At 65.3% G+C, this 18,105-nt stretch carries 19 protein-coding genes; 12 read left to right on the plus strand and 7 right to left on the minus strand.

The features are described from left to right. Window positions 1–44: 44 nt before the first annotated feature. Window positions 45–176, minus strand: a complete 132-nt coding sequence (locus RN01_RS34955; protein WP_008647799.1) for a hypothetical protein — start codon at window positions 174–176, stop codon at window positions 45–47. Window positions 177–694: 518 nt separating this feature from the next. On the opposite strand from RN01_RS34955, the gene RN01_RS34120 reads away from it, so the two are divergent. After that, a complete protein-coding gene (locus RN01_RS34120; protein WP_017510937.1) occupies window positions 695–835 on the plus strand; it encodes a hypothetical protein in 141 nt (46 codons plus the stop codon). Window positions 836–932: 97 nt separating this feature from the next. Continuing rightward, window positions 933–1,376, plus strand: a complete 444-nt coding sequence (gene cynS, locus RN01_RS27645) for a cyanase (RefSeq protein WP_017510936.1) — start codon at window positions 933–935, stop codon at window positions 1,374–1,376. 86 nt (window positions 1,377–1,462) lie between these two features. Here cynS and RN01_RS34390 read toward each other — a convergent pair whose 3' ends face one another. Beyond that, window positions 1,463–1,627, minus strand: a complete 165-nt coding sequence (locus RN01_RS34390) for a hypothetical protein (protein WP_011518074.1) — start codon at window positions 1,625–1,627, stop codon at window positions 1,463–1,465. A 339-nt stretch (window positions 1,628–1,966) separates the two neighbouring features. On the opposite strand from RN01_RS34390, the gene RN01_RS27650 reads away from it, so the two are divergent. Continuing rightward, window positions 1,967–2,749: a phosphoribosyltransferase gene (locus tag RN01_RS27650; protein WP_017510935.1), complete on the plus strand. Its 783-nt coding sequence runs from the start codon at window positions 1,967–1,969 to the stop codon at window positions 2,747–2,749. Between the two features lie 9 nt (window positions 2,750–2,758). On the opposite strand, the gene RN01_RS27655 is transcribed toward RN01_RS27650, so the two are convergent. From RN01_RS27655 to RN01_RS27670, 4 genes are all read right to left on the minus strand, one after another. Beyond that, window positions 2,759–3,271 (minus strand): 3-isopropylmalate dehydratase, encoded by a 513-nt coding sequence (locus RN01_RS27655; protein WP_024570603.1) that lies wholly within the window; start codon window positions 3,269–3,271, stop codon window positions 2,759–2,761. Next, window positions 3,268–4,590 carry a 3-isopropylmalate dehydratase large subunit gene (locus tag RN01_RS27660; protein WP_011518077.1) on the minus strand — a complete coding sequence of 441 codons (1,323 nt, stop codon included), beginning with the start codon at window positions 4,588–4,590 and terminating at the stop codon, window positions 3,268–3,270. The genes RN01_RS27655 and RN01_RS27660 overlap by 4 nt, the downstream gene beginning before the upstream one ends. Next, on the minus strand, window positions 4,587–5,627 hold the full coding sequence (locus RN01_RS27665) for a tripartite tricarboxylate transporter substrate binding protein (RefSeq protein ID WP_024570602.1): 1,041 nt from the start codon (window positions 5,625–5,627) through the stop codon (window positions 4,587–4,589). The genes RN01_RS27660 and RN01_RS27665 overlap by 4 nt, the downstream gene beginning before the upstream one ends. A 100-nt stretch (window positions 5,628–5,727) precedes the next feature. After that, window positions 5,728–6,510, minus strand: a complete 783-nt coding sequence (locus RN01_RS27670; protein ID WP_011518079.1) for a GntR family transcriptional regulator — start codon at window positions 6,508–6,510, stop codon at window positions 5,728–5,730. Window positions 6,511–7,209: 699 nt separating this feature from the next. On the opposite strand from RN01_RS27670, the gene RN01_RS27675 reads away from it, so the two are divergent. The 8 genes from RN01_RS27675 to RN01_RS27710 all read left to right on the plus strand — a co-directional run bounded on the left by RN01_RS27675 (window position 7,210) and on the right by RN01_RS27710 (window position 15,694). Next, window positions 7,210–8,697, plus strand: coding sequence for a hypothetical protein (locus RN01_RS27675; RefSeq protein ID WP_017511549.1), 1,488 nt, complete (start codon window positions 7,210–7,212; stop codon window positions 8,695–8,697). 192 nt (window positions 8,698–8,889) lie between these two features. After that, the gene (locus RN01_RS27680) at window positions 8,890–9,351 is read left to right on the plus strand and encodes a hypothetical protein (RefSeq protein WP_017511548.1); all 462 of its coding nucleotides are present in this window, start codon (window positions 8,890–8,892) and stop codon (window positions 9,349–9,351) included. After that, a complete protein-coding gene (locus RN01_RS27685) occupies window positions 9,348–10,046 on the plus strand; it encodes a C39 family peptidase (RefSeq protein ID WP_017511547.1) in 699 nt (232 codons plus the stop codon). The genes RN01_RS27680 and RN01_RS27685 overlap by 4 nt, the downstream gene beginning before the upstream one ends. A 13-nt stretch (window positions 10,047–10,059) precedes the next feature. Beyond that, window positions 10,060–11,199, plus strand: coding sequence for a hypothetical protein (locus RN01_RS27690; protein ID WP_024570601.1), 1,140 nt, complete (start codon window positions 10,060–10,062; stop codon window positions 11,197–11,199). Window positions 11,200–11,307: 108 nt separating this feature from the next. Next, window positions 11,308–12,780, plus strand: coding sequence for an acetate kinase (locus tag RN01_RS27695; protein ID WP_017511545.1), 1,473 nt, complete (start codon window positions 11,308–11,310; stop codon window positions 12,778–12,780). A gap of 168 nt (window positions 12,781–12,948) precedes the next feature. After that, window positions 12,949–13,461 (plus strand): hypothetical protein, encoded by a 513-nt coding sequence (locus RN01_RS27700; RefSeq protein WP_008643456.1) that lies wholly within the window; start codon window positions 12,949–12,951, stop codon window positions 13,459–13,461. Between the two features lie 283 nt (window positions 13,462–13,744). Continuing rightward, on the plus strand, window positions 13,745–14,884 hold the full coding sequence (locus RN01_RS27705) for an ABC transporter substrate-binding protein (protein WP_008643458.1): 1,140 nt from the start codon (window positions 13,745–13,747) through the stop codon (window positions 14,882–14,884). Window positions 14,885–14,914: 30 nt separating this feature from the next. Continuing rightward, window positions 14,915–15,694 (plus strand): SDR family oxidoreductase, encoded by a 780-nt coding sequence (locus RN01_RS27710; protein WP_017511544.1) that lies wholly within the window; start codon window positions 14,915–14,917, stop codon window positions 15,692–15,694. A 15-nt stretch (window positions 15,695–15,709) separates the two neighbouring features. Here the strand turns inward: RN01_RS27710 and RN01_RS27715 are convergent, their stop codons facing one another. Next, window positions 15,710–16,609 carry a LysR family transcriptional regulator gene (locus RN01_RS27715; RefSeq protein ID WP_017511543.1) on the minus strand — a complete coding sequence of 300 codons (900 nt, stop codon included), beginning with the start codon at window positions 16,607–16,609 and terminating at the stop codon, window positions 15,710–15,712. Between the two features lie 123 nt (window positions 16,610–16,732). On the opposite strand from RN01_RS27715, the gene RN01_RS27720 reads away from it, so the two are divergent. Next, the gene (locus RN01_RS27720) at window positions 16,733–18,094 is read left to right on the plus strand and encodes an acyclic terpene utilization AtuA family protein (RefSeq protein WP_017511542.1); all 1,362 of its coding nucleotides are present in this window, start codon (window positions 16,733–16,735) and stop codon (window positions 18,092–18,094) included. The last annotated feature ends 11 nt before the right edge of the window (window positions 18,095–18,105 follow it).

Consider the following 18,105-nt stretch of genomic DNA (forward strand, 5'->3'; position numbering starts at 1 on the left):
GTTGAGTCGGAAACCGGTGTCGGCTGCATCCGGGCCCAGCGGGCTCAGTAGCGGCCGCCATAGCGGTCATAGTGGTCGTAGTGGTAATGCGGTCCGCGCGGTGGCACCACGATGCACGCGGAAAGCAGGGCACTGGTGGTGACAAGCAGCAAGGCCAGGGTGAGTGCGCGTTTCATTCGGGGCTCCATATCCGGTTCGCGTTGAACACGGCTTCACTCTAGCGACGGCCTCTTCTCTTGCGCGGTTGCACTTGTAAGACGGTCTCTCACGCCGCAACGCCCCGACCGCTTGTTTTCTGACCTGACAGATAACCCGCCAGCCCTTGACCGGCAAGGGTTTGGAGGAATGTGACGCGAACGCGCCGACATGCCCGCGCGATGGCGCGCCAAATAATGTGGCGTTACATCGGAAATGAATCTTGCAAAGATTTTCCGATGCGAGGGGCTCGGCTGCGGTATCGGAGGACCCCTGTCATCGCAGGAGACGTTCCCCACGTTGGACGCAGAAGCGGGTACGCTTTCGCTGGTTGAGCCGGAATCGGCGGGTGCCCGGACATGGTGCGCAATGCGTGTCCGTGGTGGCGGCCTGTGTCCGGATTGCCCCACGATGCGTCAAAAGCAGGGCGCGGATGCCGCTGGCCCGGTGGCATGAAGTTTGCGCCAATGAGTTCGCCGTAATCCCGAGGGAGGACGTCATGCCGGTCATGCTCATCGTGCTGGTCTTGCAGGCGCTTGAAGGTCTGAGCCCGCTTACCGTGCCGCAATTCGCCCGTGCCCACGGCGGCGTCGATGGCGCGGATGCCGTGGCGGTCATCGATCGCACCCAGGTGCCATAGCCATAGCCGTAGCCATAGGCGAGCAAGGGCAGGGGCGAGCACAGGCGCGCCGGTGTTCACGTCCTCTCCGCATTCATCCATGACGAACGGAGAGACCATGAATCGTACTGACGTGACCGACCTGATTATCGAAGCCAAGGTGCTGCGTGGCATTCGATGGGCCGATGTAGCCGAACGTGTCGGCAAGAGCAAGGAATGGACGACCGCAGCCTGCCTGGGCCAGATGGCCTTCGATGAAGCCGGTGCGCGCGCCGTAATGGAGATCTTCGGGCTGCCCGCCGAGGCCGAACCGTGGCTGCGTGCCGTGCCCTACAAGGGTTCGCTACCCACGCAGGTGCCCACGGACCCGCTGATATATCGCTTCTACGAACTGATCAGCGTCTATGGCACAACCTTCAAGGCATTGATTCACGAGGAATTCGGCGACGGGATCATGAGTGCCATCGACTTCCGCATGGACCTGCAGCGCGAACCCGATCCCAACGGCGATCGCGTTCGCATCGAGATGTCCGGCAAGTTCCTGCCGTACAAGACCTACTGACGGCGAAGGAAGGGGCTGCAGGCGCCAGATGCGCCTTCGCGGCGGCCGGTTGCATCCGGCCCGCCGCCATTTCCATATTCCCAAACTCAGCCGAAGAACTCCTGGTAATAGCGCGTGCACGTGCCGGTTTGCCGGAACGTGTACGGCAACTCGGCCATGGCGGCCGCGTCGAGCGAGCCGAAGGGGATGTCGAGGTCGGCCTCCGGTTGCTTGGCCTCGTCGTTGGTGCGGGAGATCTGTTGCGGATTCACGGTAACGCTCACTCATTCAGGGCGGGCCGCCTGGGCACCGCGTGTCAAGGAACCGGACGGGATTGCCGTCACGCAATGCATCCTACCCAAGCCTGGCGGAGGAATCAGCGGCATCCGCCCGAAAAGACTGTTCCAGTTCCACCATCAATCGCGGATATGCACCGCACATCAAGCGCTTTCATCACAACAACGGCCCTGCATATGTTGTGGGTTTGTCGTGTCGCAAAGACAGCGTGAACAAAGCGCCGCCGGGCTGTTCGGCCAGGACTATAGTGGCTGTGGAGCCGCGCCCGGCGCGGTTTCCATCCCATCTTTCCTGCCAGCCTGGGGGAGCCCGTCATGAGTCTTCCGCCATGTTTTGCCAACCGCCGCGAGGCGGGCCAGTACCTCGGTCGTCATCTGGCCGCGCTTGGCTATTTCCGGTCACATGATGGCGATCCGGCACTTGTGCTGGCCTTGCCACGCGGTGGTGTTCCCGTTGCCTACGAAGTCGCACGCGCGCTCGACGCGACACTAGACGTGCTGCTCGTGCGCAAGATCGGCGCGCCCGGCTATCCGGAACTGGCGCTTGGTGCCGTGGTCGAGGGCGATGCCGGTGGCAGCGGGCCGCATACGGTCGTCAACGACGACCCGTGGGCACGCCGCGCGCTGGAGTCTGGCGCGTTCGATGCGGAACGCGGCCGTCAGCTTGGCGAGATCTGCCGTCGACAGCAGCGGTATCGCCAGGGGCACCCCGTTACCGCGATGGCGGGCCGGCGCGTGATCGTTGTCGATGATGGCGTGGCTACCGGCGCGACGATGCGTGCGGCGCTCGATGCCGTGCGCATGGCGGGTGCCGCGGAGGTCGTGGCGGCGGTGCCGGTGGGATCCGTGGATGGCCTCGACACGCTCCGCGCCGTGGCGGATCGCGTGGTCTGCCTGAATATCCCCGAAAACTTTGGCGCGGTCGGCGCGTTCTATCTCGATTTCACGCAGACCTCGGATGACGAGGCGCTGTCGCTGTTGCGCGAGGCCGCTGCCGTCGCACCGCCCTTGGCCACGCATGGTGCCTGGTCGCGCAATGGTGGTGTGTCAGGAGGTGGTGAGTCAGGACACCTCAGCAACGGGCCGGCTGCCCACTGACACCAGGTCTCAGACTTTATTGAGGCGGGCTTTGAGGTGCGGCACCAGCCCGCCCGCGTGCAACAGTGCGCGCAGGAAATCGGGCACCGGCTCGCAGGATACGCGCCGGCCATCGCAGAGCCTGATCTCGGCCGCATCGAGGAAGAACGTGGCTCGCGCCCCGTCGGCCAATGCGGCCGTATCCGCGCACACCAGCACCGGCAGGCCAATGTTGATCGCGTTGCGATAAAACAGCCCGGCGAACGACGACGCCAGCACGGCCGACACACCAAGATGCTTCAATGCCTGGGCTGCCTGCTCACGCGAAGACCCCATGCCGAAGTTGCTGCCCGCCACGATGACGTCGCCGGGTTTGACCGCACCCGGAAACTCCGGCCGCAGGTTTTCCAGGCAGTGGCTTGCCAGCACATCGAGCCCGTCCTTCATGAATCGGCCCGGCGCCATCGCGTCGGTATCGACGTTTTCGCCGAAGCGCCAGATGCGGCCAGAGGGCGGGGGTTGGAAATCTGGAGCCGGGGTCATGCCAGTAGCGTGCGTGGGTCAGTGATGCAGCCGGTGGCGGCGCTGGCAGCCACGGTCATAGGCGATGCCAGCCATACGGCGCTACCTGCATCGCCCATGCGGCCGGGGAAGTTGCGCGCGGTCGAGGCGATGGCGCGGCTGCCAGCCGGAAAGCGTGTGGCGCCGTAGCCGGCGCACGCATTGCACGCGTTCGGCAGCAGTTCCGCGCCGGCATCCATCAGCACGCCGAGCGTCCCTTCGGTGGCCGCTTGTTGCTGGTCGCGCAGCGAGGCCGGCGCGACCTTCAACGACACGCCCGGTGCCACCTTGCGCCCGCGCAGCACGCGCGCGGCCATGCGCAGGTCTTCAAGCTTGGCGCCGGTGCAGGCGCCCAGATAGGCGATCTCGATCGGCGCGCCGGCGGCCTGGTCGACCGGGCCGCTGTTGGCCGGCGAATGCGGCGCGGCTACCTGCGGTACCAGCGTGCCGGCATCGAAGCGATGTGTGGCCAGTACCGGTGCGTCGGCATCGCTGCGCCACTGGCGCGGTTCGATCGCGGCGAGCGTGGCGGCATCGACGCCGGCATCGGCAAGCCATGCCATCGTCGTGGCATCCGGCGCGATCAGCGCCGTTTGCGCGCCGAGTTCGGTGCTCATGTTCGTGAGCGTCATACGCTCCTGCATCGACAGCGTCTTTACCGTGCTCCCGGTGTACTCGATCACTTCGTAGCGGCCACCCGCCATACCCAGCGTGGCGCACAGGAACAGCATGATGTCCTTGGCGCAAACGCCGTCCGACAGCGTCCCCTGCCACTCGACCCGGATCGTGTTCGGCACACGCAGCCAGATCTCCCCCGTGGCCAGCACGCCGGCCATTTCCGTGGCGCCGATGCCGAACATGTACGCGCCAAAAGCGCCGCCCGTGGGGCTGTGGCTGTCGCCGCCGACGATGAAGCGTCCGGGCAGGATATGGCCGCGCTCGGGCAGCACCACGTGGCAGATGCCTTCGTTGTCGATGAAGTTCTGAATGCCCGCTTCACGCACCCAGTCGCGCGTGAAGCGCAGGATCGATTCGGCTTCGGGGTCGGCCGCAGGCACGTAGTGGTCGGTGACCACCACGAAGCGGGACGGATCCCAGACCTTTGCGCCGAGTTCGCGCAGCAGCGGCGCCACACGGCGCGGTCCGCTCGAGTCGTGCGACATGGCCAGGTCGACCTTGCACATCACCACTGATCCCGGCGTGACATGCGACACACCTGCCGCACGAGCGACCAGTTTCTGGGCGAGTGTGGCGGGCAGTTGGCTGGGGTCGACCGCGGTCTTGCCGTGCGGCAGGGTCATTCGGGCTTGGCTCCTGAATACTTCACCACCGTGGCCCAGCGCTTGACGTCCTGCTTCACGAAATTCGCGAACGCCTCGGGTGGCATGGCACTGGGCTGCGCGCCATCGGTTTCCAGGCGCTTGCGCACTGCGGGCTGCTCGAGCCCGTGGCGTGCGGCCTGATACAGCGCCTGTGTGATCTCCGGCGGCAGATTGGCCGGGCCGAACAGGCCGAACCACGCGCTGGACTCGAAACCCTTCACCGTGGCGCCAATCGGCTGCGCGCCCGGAAACTGCGGCAGCGGCGTCGGGCTGGTCACGCCGAGCACCTTGAGCTTGCCGGCCTTGACGTGCTGCGCCACGTTGATCGTGCTGGCGAACATCAGGTCAACCTGGCCCGCGAGCAGATCCGTGATGGCGGGCGTGGTGCCCTTGTACGGGATGTTGACGATATACGTGCCCGTCATCATCTTGAACATGTCACCGGCCAGATGCACCGACGATCCCACCGCGCCGATGCCGAAGTTCAGCTTGCCCGGCTCGGACTTGGCCAGACGGATCAGTTCGGGGATGTTGTTGGCGGGCAGGTTGGGCCGTGCCACCAGCACGCTGGGCACGGTGGCCACGAGCGTGATCGGCGTGAAGTCCTGGATCGGATCGAACGGTAGCTTCTTGTACAGCGTCGCGTTGATCGTATGGCTGGTGAAGCTCATCAGCAGCGTGGTGCCGTCGGCCGGGCTCTTGGCCACCATGTCGGCAGCGATATTGCCGCCTGCGCCGGGGCGGTTCTCGACCACCACGGGCTGGTCCAGCGTCTGCGACATTTCTTGGGCGATCGTGCGTGCCAGCGTGTCGGTGGTGCCGCCCGCGGGCGCGCCTACCAGGATGCGGATCGGCTTGCCGCCAGCGATCGTAGCTTGCGCGGCCTGTGCGGAAGGCGCGATGCACCACGCGGCCAGCGCGAGCAGCGCGGCGCAGGATGCGCGCCGCCGGCTGCTTGCGGATTGCAGGGCAGACTTACAGGCAGGCTGATGCTCGCCCGGGCGAACGACTGGCATGACGAAAGCTCCTCGGTTGTGATGTGGAGTGCGCAGTATCGCCCGATTCCGATTCGTCGCGTGGCCGGTACGAGGAGTGGGTTCCGGCCTCGCCCGCAGGTCAGTCGCGCAGACCCGTGCGGGTTTCGTTCTCCACCCACACGTTGGCGCTGTCCCCGCCGCCCATTGGCGACAGTTCCATGCGGTATTCGTAGCGGTCGGGTCGATACTGGCCCATCAGCAGTTGCACCGGACGCCCGTTCTTGTCGAGCACCACGCGGCGCACGGCCAGCAGCGCGCCGCCAACGGGCACGTCGAGCAGCGGGGCCACGACCACGTCGGCCAGGCGGGCCGTCAGCACTTGCGACGCGCGGCCCAGCTCCACACCGGCGGCTTCCAGCAGGCGCAGCATCGGCGTGTTTTCCAGATCCTTGCGGGTCAGCGAGCGGCCCAGGTCGATCGGCAGGTAGACCGTGATGTGGGACAGAGGGCGGTTGCGGTAGTGACGCACGCGCACGATCTTGACCACGGGATCGCCCACCTGGATCTGCAGCGCTTCAGCGACTTCAGGGGTGGCGTGCACCTCGTCGATCGAGATGACCTTGACCGCAGTCTTCTCGCCCATGTCGATGATGGCGCCGAGCAGGCTCGTGGCGCGCTCTTCGGTGACCTGCGGCCTGACCGGATGCGGGTTCACGAAGGTCCCGAGTCCGCGATGGCGGCGGACCAGACCTTCCTGAACCAGACGGTCGAACACGCGCCGCATCGTCACGCGCGAAGCATGAAATTGCTTGGCAAGGTCGATTTCGCCTGGCAGCGGGCCCTGGCCGAAGCGGCCTTCCACGATCTGCTGGCGGAGCACCACGTAAATCTGGTGATACAGGGGAACGACGGCTTCACTCATGGTTTCCCTTGCGTAAGCGCTGACAAGTCCTAGACGCGTGTAATGTACTTTAAATCAGACATGGCGGCCAGCATCAAACGCACTCGCGGCGTGCGAAGCACAATCCGCGACCATATGTGTTGCGAGACGGCATCGAACGTCCGCCAGCCGCAAGAAAAGACGGGGGGCAGCGGCGATTCCTGCGCACCGGGGCGTAGTCATATGTCCGTGCGGCCCGGTTTCACGCGCTTGCAGCATGACGAAGCCGACACTGACTGGTCAGGCTTGCCAGCACCTTTGGGGGGGATGGTTGGGGGGCGGTGGCATCGCTGTTTCACCGCCGTTACGCGGGTTGCCGTCTTCAGCGTGTCGCTCGTGCGGTCATAACACATTGAATTTCTGGCATTTTTTTCGGACGTACCGGGCCGGTTCGCCTGACGGCCAAAATCGGTGTCACACCGCTGTGACATGTCTACTCCCATGCACAGGTTCCGGGTGAATGTGCGGCGCACAACAAACGAAAAAAGTTCCCGGAGAAACCCGCGCCAGCCTTTGTAATTCAACGGGATGCGCCACGCGCCATGCGTGCTGGCACTGAATATGCGCAGGGGAAGGCTGGTCCAGCAACCGTGCGGGACCTGAACCTCCAGCCGGCGTTCTGGCTGTATGAGCGGTGGCCGGAGGCTGAGCCGCAATGTGAAATTCTCCTGGGAGCAACGTATGAACAAGACATTACTTGCGTCGGCGATTGCGCTGGCTTTTGGCATAGGTGGCCAGGCGCTGGCAAACCCGACGAACAACAACGAAAAGACCGGCACCACCAATACCCAGAATGCGACGGCAACATCCACGCAGAGCGGTGCTGGTGCATCTGCGAATGAAAATTCGACGGCTCTCCAGGCTAATGGAAACTCTTCCTCGTCGACCACCAACAAGACGAAGAACACTACCAACACTACAACCAACACCAACTCCAAGAATCACACCGATCAGGACATGAGCGGCTATGGCAATGCCGCAGCGGCCAATGGCAGTACGGCTACCGCCAACTTCACCAACTCGTTCAACTCCAGCAAGGCCCTGGCCATCAGCAAGCTTGAAGGCTATGTGACCGGCAACTACATCCACAACATCGGTAACGTTGCCACCAACAATGGCACCGCCAACGGTGGAGCGGGTGGCAAGGGTGGCGCGGGCTATGGCGGCGACGGCAAGGGCGGCTCGGGTGGTTCGGGTGGCGCTAGCGGCGCTGGCGGCGGCGGCGGCAGCGGCGGCTCGGCAACCAACGGCAGCGCCAAGGCGGGTTATGCCGTCAATGGCAGCGCAACGGCTGGCGATGGCGCGGCAGGCGGCAAGGCCGTTGGCTGGGCTGGCGATGGCGGCAACGCCAAGAGCAACGGTGGCGGCGCGCTCACGGCGAGCCTTGGCGTAGGCGGCTTCGGCGGCTCGGGCAAGGGCAGTGGCGGCAACTCGGGCGCTGGCGCCCTGGGTGGCTTCGGTGGCGACGGCGGAAACGCCAAGGGTAGTGGCGGTGATGCGCTTGGCGCGAGCGGTGGACTTGGCGGCAGCAGCGGCGCAGGCGCCGCGCTCGGCAAGGTCCATGGCAATGCTGGTAACAGCACGGCGACAGCTGGTGCTGGTGGCGCTGGTACTGGCGGTACTGCCTCGGGTACTGGTGGCGGAGCTAGCGGCACGGGTGGTGCTGGCGGTGCGGGCGGTGCAGCGACTGCTGGCTCCGCAGGCGGCGCAGGCACTGGCACCGGTGGTGCTGGCGGCGCCAACACCTCGACTGCCGGCGCGGCAACTGGTGGCGCCGCGACTTCGACCGGCGGCGCCGGTGGTGCGCAGAACAGTGTTGCCGGCAACGGTGGCGCTGGCGGTGCGGCCACTAACGGCAGCGCAAGCAGCATGGCGTCGAATGGCAGCGCAACGGCAGGCAATGGCGCGGTTGGCGCTTCGTCTGGCGCTGGCGGTGCTGGTGGCGTGGGCATGGGCGGCACGGGTGGTACCGGCAACGGTGCGGTTGGCGGCGCTGGCGGCAACGGCGGCACCAACTATGTCGATGCAGGCACCTTCAACATGTCGAACATGATGTCCAGCGTCGGCCAGTCCGCAGCCGGCATCATGATGGCCAACCAGAACAGCGGCATGTCGTCGCTGGTGCAACAAAGCGTCAACGTCCAGGCGAACCTGGCAGTCGGCAAGTAAGTCCTTCGAGCGTCTGTACCGTTCCGCACGGAACGGTACAGCACCCGCAGGGTTGAATCGGATGGGGCAGTGCGTGCCGACGGCATCGTTTGTCGGCCGCTCTGCCGCATCAGACGCCTGTAGGTCCGAAATCGCTTCCGACGCTGGCGGCCCGGATGGGGGGCCGTGCCTCGGGGCATGAGGAGACGCACCATGCGATTGCATCGCCGAGCTGTCCTGGCAATGTCGACAGCCATCCTGGCCTGGCCGTTTGCGCAGGCTATTGCGGGGCCACCCGTCGCCGAGGCATCCGCCACGGCCGTCGCGGCGGCAAGCAGTGATACTGGCGCAGCCACTGTTGTGGCGGGCGCGGCGGCAAGCGTGACGGCGGTAACGCCGGATGCTGCCCCCAAGTTAAATATTTTCGGCACGACAGCCAATGCGGTCGCGAGCAGCAAGCTCGACGACGTGCGCGGTGGCGCTGAACTGGTCGTCAACGACATGCGCCTGAACGGCACCGTGGGCGGCAACGCCGCCATCAACACGCTGTCGGGCAGCAACTATGTCTCGGACGGTTCGTTCGCCAATGCCGCGGGTTTGCCGACCGTGATCCAGAATTCGGGCAACAACGTACTGATCCAGAACGCGACCATCCTCAACGTCCAGTTCAAATGATCATGCGCAGCCTGCTGTTGGCAGCCGCCACGCTGGCGGTGGTGCTGGGTGGCATCGCCGAAGCCCGCGCCGATACCATTCGCATTCCGGGCGATCAGGGCAACTCTTACACGGTGCCCGTGACCAGCCTGCGCGAAGCGCGCTTCCGCACGACCATCCGACAGCAATACGACTTCAGCTGCGGCTCGGCCGCCGTGGCCACGCTACTGACCTTTCAGTACGGATTCCCCGTCAATGAAGAGACGGTCTTCGCCAACATGTATGTCAATGGCGACCAAGCCAAGATTCGCTCGGAAGGATTCTCCCTGCTCGACATGAAGCGGTTCCTCGAGTCGCGCGGGTTCCTGGCCGACGGCTACGAGTTGCCGCTATCAAAGCTCGAGGAAGCGCAGATTCCGGCGATCGTGCTGATCGTCGAGAACGGTTATCACCACTTCGTCGTGATCAAGGGGATCAAGGGCGACCGCGTGCTGATCGGTGACCCCGCGCGCGGCACCCGCTCCATCGAGCGCGATCACTTCGAAAAGATCTGGGACAGCCAGTTGCTGTTCGTTATCCACAATCGCACGGACCGCGCGCGATTCAACCTGGCAGCCGACTGGCGCGTGGCGCCGTCGGGCCCTTACTGGATGGGAGTTCCGCGAGACAGTCTGTTCTTCACCGTCATGCCAAAGCATGGCCCCGCCGATTTCTGAGCTGAGGAACATCATGGTCCAGACAACCATTTCATCCGCATCAAGATGCACGGCCAGGTCGACAACCGCGGCCGTGCTGCTTGGCGCGGGGCTGGCCTGCGCGGGCAATGCCCACGCCGGTGTCGAGACCCTGGCACCCGAGTCAGCCGATACCGCGGGCGTCGCGACTCCGGTCGCCATCGACCTGCCTGCAATGCCGACGCCGACACAGCTGTCGGCGCTATCCGAAGATCCAAATACTGTGGCGGCGCGTGCCGCAGACCCCATCGTTGCGGACATCGTCGCGGAGAACGTGTCTGGGAGAGCTGTCGAGTCGATCGCCGAAGCGCCTGCGCGGGGAGTAGAACCGGTGGACAAGGCGTCCGTTGCGCGGCATCACCCCACCGGGGACACACTCGTGGCTGCCATGACAATGGCCACGCGGGAACCCGGTGTGCAGGTGGCCGAGGCACGCGACGGCATGGCCAAGTGGAAGCCGGTCGCGCAGGCGCGGCTTGAAGAATCGCGTGGCGGTTTCGATGTCGCCGGGTTGCAGGTTGGCTTCGGCATTGATCGCGCCGTCTTCGTCAATGGCGCGCTGGCCGTGGCCACGAGCATCACGATTCCCAACATCAGCAGCATCACCTCGGCCCAGGCCGCGCAACTCGCGCAGGCCCTGGCGCCGGTGACTGTTGCCATAACCGGCGCCAACAGCATTGCGAGCGCGGCGATTGCTGCCGCGCAGGCTGCAACGGGCCAGGCCGGTCAGGCGGGACAATCCGCGACCACGGCAGCGAATGGCGCGGCAGCCAGTGCGCAAGGTGCTGCCGGTGTCGCGGCGTCCACTTCTACTGCAGCCGCAAGCGGCGGGATCGCCCAGGCAACGGGCGCCGCCGGCGTAGCGCAACAACAGGCCGCGACCGCCGTCGCGGCGGCGGGCACGGTCGTCACCAACGGCCTGCTCACGGTGATACAGAACGGCGCGGCCAACACCGCGAACGTAGGTTCGGTAGCGAACATGCCGGCCACGGTTATCCAGAATACCCTCAACAACCAGAATATCCAGAGCCTGATGACGATCAACGCCAGCGTGAACACACTGGCGGCATTCCGCGCGCAAATGGCAAACACCGCGCTGAACAGCGTCATTCCAACAATGGCCGGCATGAAATAACAGCAACAAGGCAGTCGCAGCAAACTTTGGTCGTGGAAAGGAAGACATCGACGAACTGGTAGCGGGCCTTAGCGTTTTTGCCCGCCGTCCTCGGGGGAGGTAGACGTCATGAAGAAGCGCTCGCTGCAGGGCATTGGTCTTGCCAGTTGCTCTACGATGTGCCTGCTTGGCGGCATGGCTCACGCGCAGACCCCGCCTGACGATGGGCCGCCGGCGGCCGCCAAGCTCGAAACGCTGCAGAAGGAACTGACCGAACAGGCGAAGCAGCTGGAGGCGATGAAGCGGGCGCTGGCCGAACAGGAGGCCACGATCCGCGAACTGCGCAGCACGGTGGATAGCGAATCGCTGGCGCGCAAACGTGGTGGCCAGGCCGGGGTAGGCACCGGCGTGACGCCGAGCAACATGGCGACCAATGCCGCCGCGGCCGCCGCGGGCGCCAGCGCCACACAGATCAACAGCACGGCCCAGCAAGGCGTGCAGGCCCAGCAGGCGCCTTCCGACGCGCCGCCGCAGGCCGTGGCGCCACAGAACATGCAGCAGGGCCAGGCCGCGCAGGGCGACCAGCAAGGCGAGTCCGCCGCGGGTCCCGAACAACCGGTGGGCAGGCCGCCGGAGCGCGATACGCGTCCACCAGAGATCGCGCCAATTTTCGACCAGCCTGGCGTACTCACGCCGCAGGGCAAGATCGTGATCGAACCGAGCTTCCAGTACGGCTACTCGTCGAGTGACCGCGCGGTACTGGTCGGCTACACGGTGATTCCCGCACTGCTGATCGGCCTGATCGACGTGCGCGAGATCAAGACGTCGACGTACATCACGTCCATGGCCTTCCGCTACGGCATTACCAAGCGTCTCGAGATCGAAGCCAAGGTGCCGTACGTGCATTCGAGCAGCGATACCGTCAGCCGCGAGATCTTCACCGGCACCGCCGTCGACAACGCCTTCAACTCAAGCGGCAGCGGCCTGGGCGACGTCGAGGCGACGTTGCGCTACCAGCTCAACTACGGCAACGAGAAGATGCCGTACTTCATCGGCTGGTTGCGCTACAAGTCCAACACCGGCAAGGATCCGTTCGAGGTGGTGACCGATTGCGTGACCCGCTGTGTCAGCAACACCACCGGCACCGGGTTGCCGCTGGGCATGCCGACCGGCACCGGCTTCCAGGCAATTCAGCCGGGCGTCACGTGGCTGTTGCCGACCGATCCGGCGGTGTTCTTTGGCACCTTCAGCTACCTGCACAACTTCGCGCGTGACAACATCTATCGCACCGTGCTGAACGGCCAGCAGGAATTCCTCGGCAAGATCGCACCGGGAGACATCTTCGAGTTCAACTTCGGCATGGGCCTGTCGCTCAACGAGCACGCGTCGTTCAGTATCGGCTACGACCAAAGCATCATCTGGCCGACCAAGCAGAACGGGCAGACCGTCCCAGGCTCCGTGCGCATCACGCAGGGCACGCTGCTCGTGGGCTACTCCTATCGCTTCAACAACCGGTACACGCTGAACCTCTCGGTGGGTGCGGGCCTGACGCGAGACACACCAGATCTGACGGTGACGGTGCGTCTACCGATCACATTCTGATGGCGTTCGCACAGGCGAAGTGACGCGCGAAATTCTCCGTTTGGCACCCCACTTCCCGTCATCCATTCGGTACCTTGCGCAGGCTTCGTGGAGAGAGTAGAACAGCTACTAACCCGTCCCGAAGACGGATCATCAGAGTACGGGGCGGCCTGACAGAGGAGACTAGTCATGCGCAAACGGATCTTCTGGTTGTTGCCCGACCTGGCGAGCGCGCGCCGTACCATGGACGACCTGCTGCTGGCTCGCATCGAGAATAGCCACATCCATTTCGTGGGACGCGATGGCGCCGACATGACGGGTCTGCACGAGGCAAACCTGTTCCAGACTTCGGACATCGTTCACGCTGCGGAAATGGGTCTGATGGTTGGCGGTGGTGTCGGTATCGTGGCCGGTGTGGTGGTAGCGATGTTCCCGATCGTCAGCGACTCTCCGCAATGGGGCCTGGTCGGCGTGCTCGCCGTGCTGGGCGCCGTGTTTGGCGCGTGGGCCGCGAGCATGATCGGCAGCTCGGCGCCGAACAGTCGACTACGGTCGTTCGAGAAGGACATCGAGGCAGGCAAGCTGCTGCTGATGGTGGATGTGCCGCGCGGCCGTGTCGAAGAAGTCGAGGCGCTGCTGCAGAAGGCACACCCCGAAGCGTCCTTCGCCGGCCTGGATCCTGCAGTACCGGCCTTCCCCTGATCGAAGCGGGGCCAGGCCTTTCCCTTCGCGCGCCCGTCGTGGCGCGCCCCGGCGTGTGTCCCATCACGCGCCATGCTGCGGCCACACCTGAAACCGGTACCGGAGTCTTCAGGTTTCCGGTGTGATGCCGCAGCAACACTTCACCACTCTTTCTGCGCCAAATTCCGCCTTATCCGCCGCTTTGTTTGCTCATTGCCACCCATTGGGTTACCGTCCCCATGCCGCCGCAGTTGCGCGGCGCGCTTAAAAATCAAACACACCAGCGCTACTGGAGGGGTCAACAATGAACGCAAGGCAGTTCGCGTGCGGCATATTCGCCGCCACGCTCGGGTTTGTCGCGCCCATCGCGGCACACGCGGAACCCGGCATCACCAAGAACACCATCCGCATCGGCCAGTCGGCCGGCGTCACCGGCCCGGTGGCGGGCTCGGTCAAGGAGCAGATCGCCGGTGCCCAGGTCTATCTCAATGCGGTCAATGCCAGCGGCGGCGTCGCGGGCCGGCGCATCGAACTGCTGACCTATGACGACGGCTTCGACGCCAAACGCACGCCCGGCAATGTGCGCAAGCTGATTGCCGACGACAAGGTCTTCGCGCTGTTCATGGTGCGTGGCACGCCCCAGAACGAGAGCATCCTGCCGATCATCGGCGCGGAGAAGGTGCCGCTGGTGGCGCCGCTGACCGGGGCCATCACGCTGCACCGACCGGTCAATCGCTACGTGTTCAACGTGCGTGCGAAGTACCAGGATGAAGTGGCCCGCGCGATCAATCATCTGGCCACATCCGGCATGAACCGGATCGCGATCTTCTATGCCAACGACGGCTTCGGGCAGGACGTCTTCGAGGGGTTCAACACGGCCTTGCAGGCACGTGGCGTGCAGCCTGCTGGCGCGGCGTCGTTCAATCGCCCGATGGGGGATATCAGCCAGGGTGTGGCCAGCGTCAACAAGGCTGATCCGCAGGCCGTGATGGTGATCGGTTCGGGCTCGGAGGCTGCAAGAATCATCCACGAGATGAAGAAGGCCGGTAGCCAGGCGCAGTTCGTCACGCTGTCCAACAACGCCGCCGACTCGTTCATCAAGGAGTTGGGCGACGATGCCCGGGGCCTGATCATCACGCAGGTGGTGCCGGGCATGAACTCGAGCCAGATGAGCGTTGCCAGCGAATATCGCGGCCTGGCCAAGGCGCAGAAGGTGGAGCCGAGCAATGCGGGCATGGAGGGCTTCATGTCGGCAAAGGTGCTGGTCGAGGGGTTGCGCCGCGCGGGACCGGAGCCCACACGCGAGAAGCTCGTGGCGGCGCTTGAAGGCCTGCGCGACTACGATCTCGGCGGCATCCTGATCAGCTACAGCCCGACGCGCCACACCGGTTCCTCGTTCGTGGAAATGTCGATCGTTTCGTCGACCGGCAAGCTGATCCGCTGAAGACCGGAGGGCTGCGGTATATTTCCCCGCATGGAAAATGCATCCTCAGCCCATCCCTTTTCGCTCGCCGGCCGCGTGGCACTGGTCACGGGCGGCGCGCAGGGCCTTGGCCAGGCGATTGCCGCCGGCCTGGCCGCCGCTGGCGCGCACGTCCTGATCTGCGCGCGCAACGCCGCGCGCGTGGAGGAAGCCGTCGCGCAACTGCGGGCCAACGGCCTAGGCGCCGAGGCGCTCGTTCTCGACATCACCGATGAAGCCGCCGTGGCCGCGGCGTTCGACGACATCGTCGCCCGTCACGGGCGGCTCGACATCCTCGTCAACAATGCCGGCGCGCGCAATCGCAATTCGATGGCCCACCTCGATGCGGCCGACTTGCGCCAGATGCTGGAAACCAACCTCGTCGCGCCCTATGCGTTGTGCCGTCATGCGGCGCAATGGATGCAGCGTGGCGGGTATGGACGGATCGTCAATGTCACGTCGATCGCCGGCCAGGTGGCGCGCGCCAATGACGTGCTCTATCCCGCCACCAAGGGCGGACTCGATGCGCTGACGCGTGCGATGGCCGCCGATCTGGGCCGCCAGGGCATCACCGTCAATGCCATTGCACCGGGATACTTCGCCACCGAGCCGAATCAGGCGATGGTGGCCGACAAGACCGTGGCAGAGTGGCTGCGCAACCGGACGTCACTGGGCCGCTGGGGCCAGCCGGAAGAGGTGGCGGGCGCGGTGGTGTTCCTGGCTTCGCCGGCGGCATCGTACGTGACAGGGCAAGTGCTGGCCGTCGATGGTGGCTACCTTGGCCACTTCTGAGCCCAATCCCTAGCTCTAGCGCCTGCCGCTCCGGTAATGCGCGCGCAGGCAATCCAGCATCGCGGTTGCCGCCGCCGAATCGCCCCGATCCTTGAGCCGTACCACGCAGATGTCGCGCACCAGCGTGGGCATCTGCATGGGCCGGATGGCCAGCCCCTCGCGCCGGAACTGGAATAGCGCCAGCGCCGGCACGACCGACACGCCCAGACCCGCCTCGACGAGCGCCGCCACGGTAGCCAGGTGCTCGACTTCCATGACCCCGTTCAGCTTGAGCGGATGCAGTGCTGCATCCAGGTGCTGCCTCACGCTGCTGGTGCGCGACAGCTGGATGAATGGCAGTCCGGCCAGGGCTTGCGGCGTAACGCGGCGCTTCCCGGCCAGCGGGTGATCGGCCGGGCAGACCAGATGGAAACTATCGCGCACCAGCGCTTCGACGCGCAGGTCGGCGTCCTGGGCTGGCGCGGGCGCCAGCGCGAAGTCGGCCTGCCCACGTCGCACCAACTCGATGCAGCCGTCGGCGAGCTGATCGTGCAGTTCCAGCGCGATACCGGGATATTGCTGGTGGAAGTTGGCCAGCAGCGGCGGCAGGTCGCCGCCCGCGAGCGACGGTAGCGCCGCGATCGCCACGCGACCCTTGCGGCGCTCGGCATGATCGCGCAGGTCATCGAAGGCCGCTTCGAAATCGCCCAGCAGCCGACGCGCCATCTCCTCGAATCGGCGCCCGTCGGTGCTCAGGTCCACATGTCGCGTGGTGCGTTCGAAAAGCCGGCAGCCCGCCTGTTCCTCGAGCGTCTGGATCAACGCGCTGAATGCCGATTGGGACAGGTGGCACGCCTGCGCCGCGCGCGTGAAATTGCGATGGGTGGCCAGCGCAACGAAAGCGCGCAGGTGCTTGACCGACAGGTTCGACAGCATGGTTCGGGTAGTGGAGATTTATCGGCAATGTCGATAGATTAATCCAAATCATCCGTTTGTTAGTGAGAGCCTGCGAGACCTAGAATGGGTTCGCCGTCCTTTTCTTCGAGTTTCGGAAACGCCATGACTGTCCCCTTGCTGATCGGCTCCGGCGCCGGATTTTCCGGTGACCGCACCGACGCCGCCCTGCCAGTGGTGCGCACGCTGATTGCCGCGGGCGGACCTGCCGCGCTGATCTTCGAAACGCTGGCCGAACGCACGTTGGCACTTGCGCAACTGGCACGTCGCGACGATCCCGAGCATGGCTACGAACCGCTGCTGGACCAGCTCCTGACGCCGGTCCTCGGCTTGTGCCTGGTCAACGACATTCCGATCGTCGGCAACTTCGGCGCGGCCAATCCGCGTGCGGCGGCCCGCCGTATCGGCGAGCTGGCGGTGGAGTTGGGTCTGCCGGCGCCGCGTGTGGCCGTTGTGGAGGGTGATGACCTGTCGCACGACGAAGGTCGCGCGCTGCTGCGCGGAATCGTCGGCGACACTTTCCCGGAGGCGCGTTTCGTCTGCGCCAACGCCTACATCGGCGCGCAGGGCATTGCCGATGCGCTGCGTGACGGCGCGCAGGTGGTGGTGTGCGGCCGCGTGGCCGATCCCGCGCTGGCCGTGGGTCCGGCGATGGCGCACTTCGGCTGGGCCTGGGATGACTGGAATCGCCTGGCTGCTGCGACGATGGCCGGCCATCTGCTCGAATGCGGCGCGCAGGTCAGCGGCGGCTATTTTGCCGATCCGGGCATGAAGGACGTGCCCGATGTACACGCCGTGGGATTTCCGATCGCGCGGCTCGATGCCGATGGTGGCATCGAGATCTTCAAGGCGGCTGGCACCGGCGGCTGCGTGGATCTGCGCACCGTGAAGGAACAACTTCTGTACGAGGTGCACGACCCCTGCGCCTACCTGACCCCCGACGTGGTCGCCGATATCGGCGAGGTGACCGTCGCGCAGGTCGGTCCGGATCGCGTAGCTGTCCGCAATATCCGAGGCCATGCGCGTCCGGACACGCTCAAGGTCAACCTGTTCTATCAGGGCGGGTGGATTGCCGAGGGCGAGATCTCATATGCAGGCCCCAATGCGGCGGCGCGTGCGCGGCTGGCTGCCGACATCCTTGGCAAACGCATGAAGGGGCTTGGTTTCGACGTGCCGATCCGCTTCGACCTGATCGGCGTCCTGAGCGTGTTTGCCGATGACGCCGGCGAGATGCTGGCGCGGCCGCAGCCGCATGAGGCCGAGGCGCGCGATGTGCGCCTGCGCGCGGCGCTGGCGCACGAGGACAAGGCCGTGGCCCAGGCGCTGCTGCGCGAGGTCAATGCGCTCTACACCTGCGGCCCAGCGGGCGGTGGTGGCGTGCGCACGGCATTGCGTGCGCGCCTCAACGCGATGTCGTGCCTGGCGCCACGCTCCGCCGTGGCCCCGCGCCATACTCTGTTGTCCTGACCGGAGTCAGC

The sequence above is a fragment of the Cupriavidus sp. SHE genome, from assembly GCF_000812445.1.
Taxonomy (GTDB): Bacteria; Pseudomonadota; Gammaproteobacteria; order Burkholderiales; family Burkholderiaceae; genus Cupriavidus; species Cupriavidus metallidurans.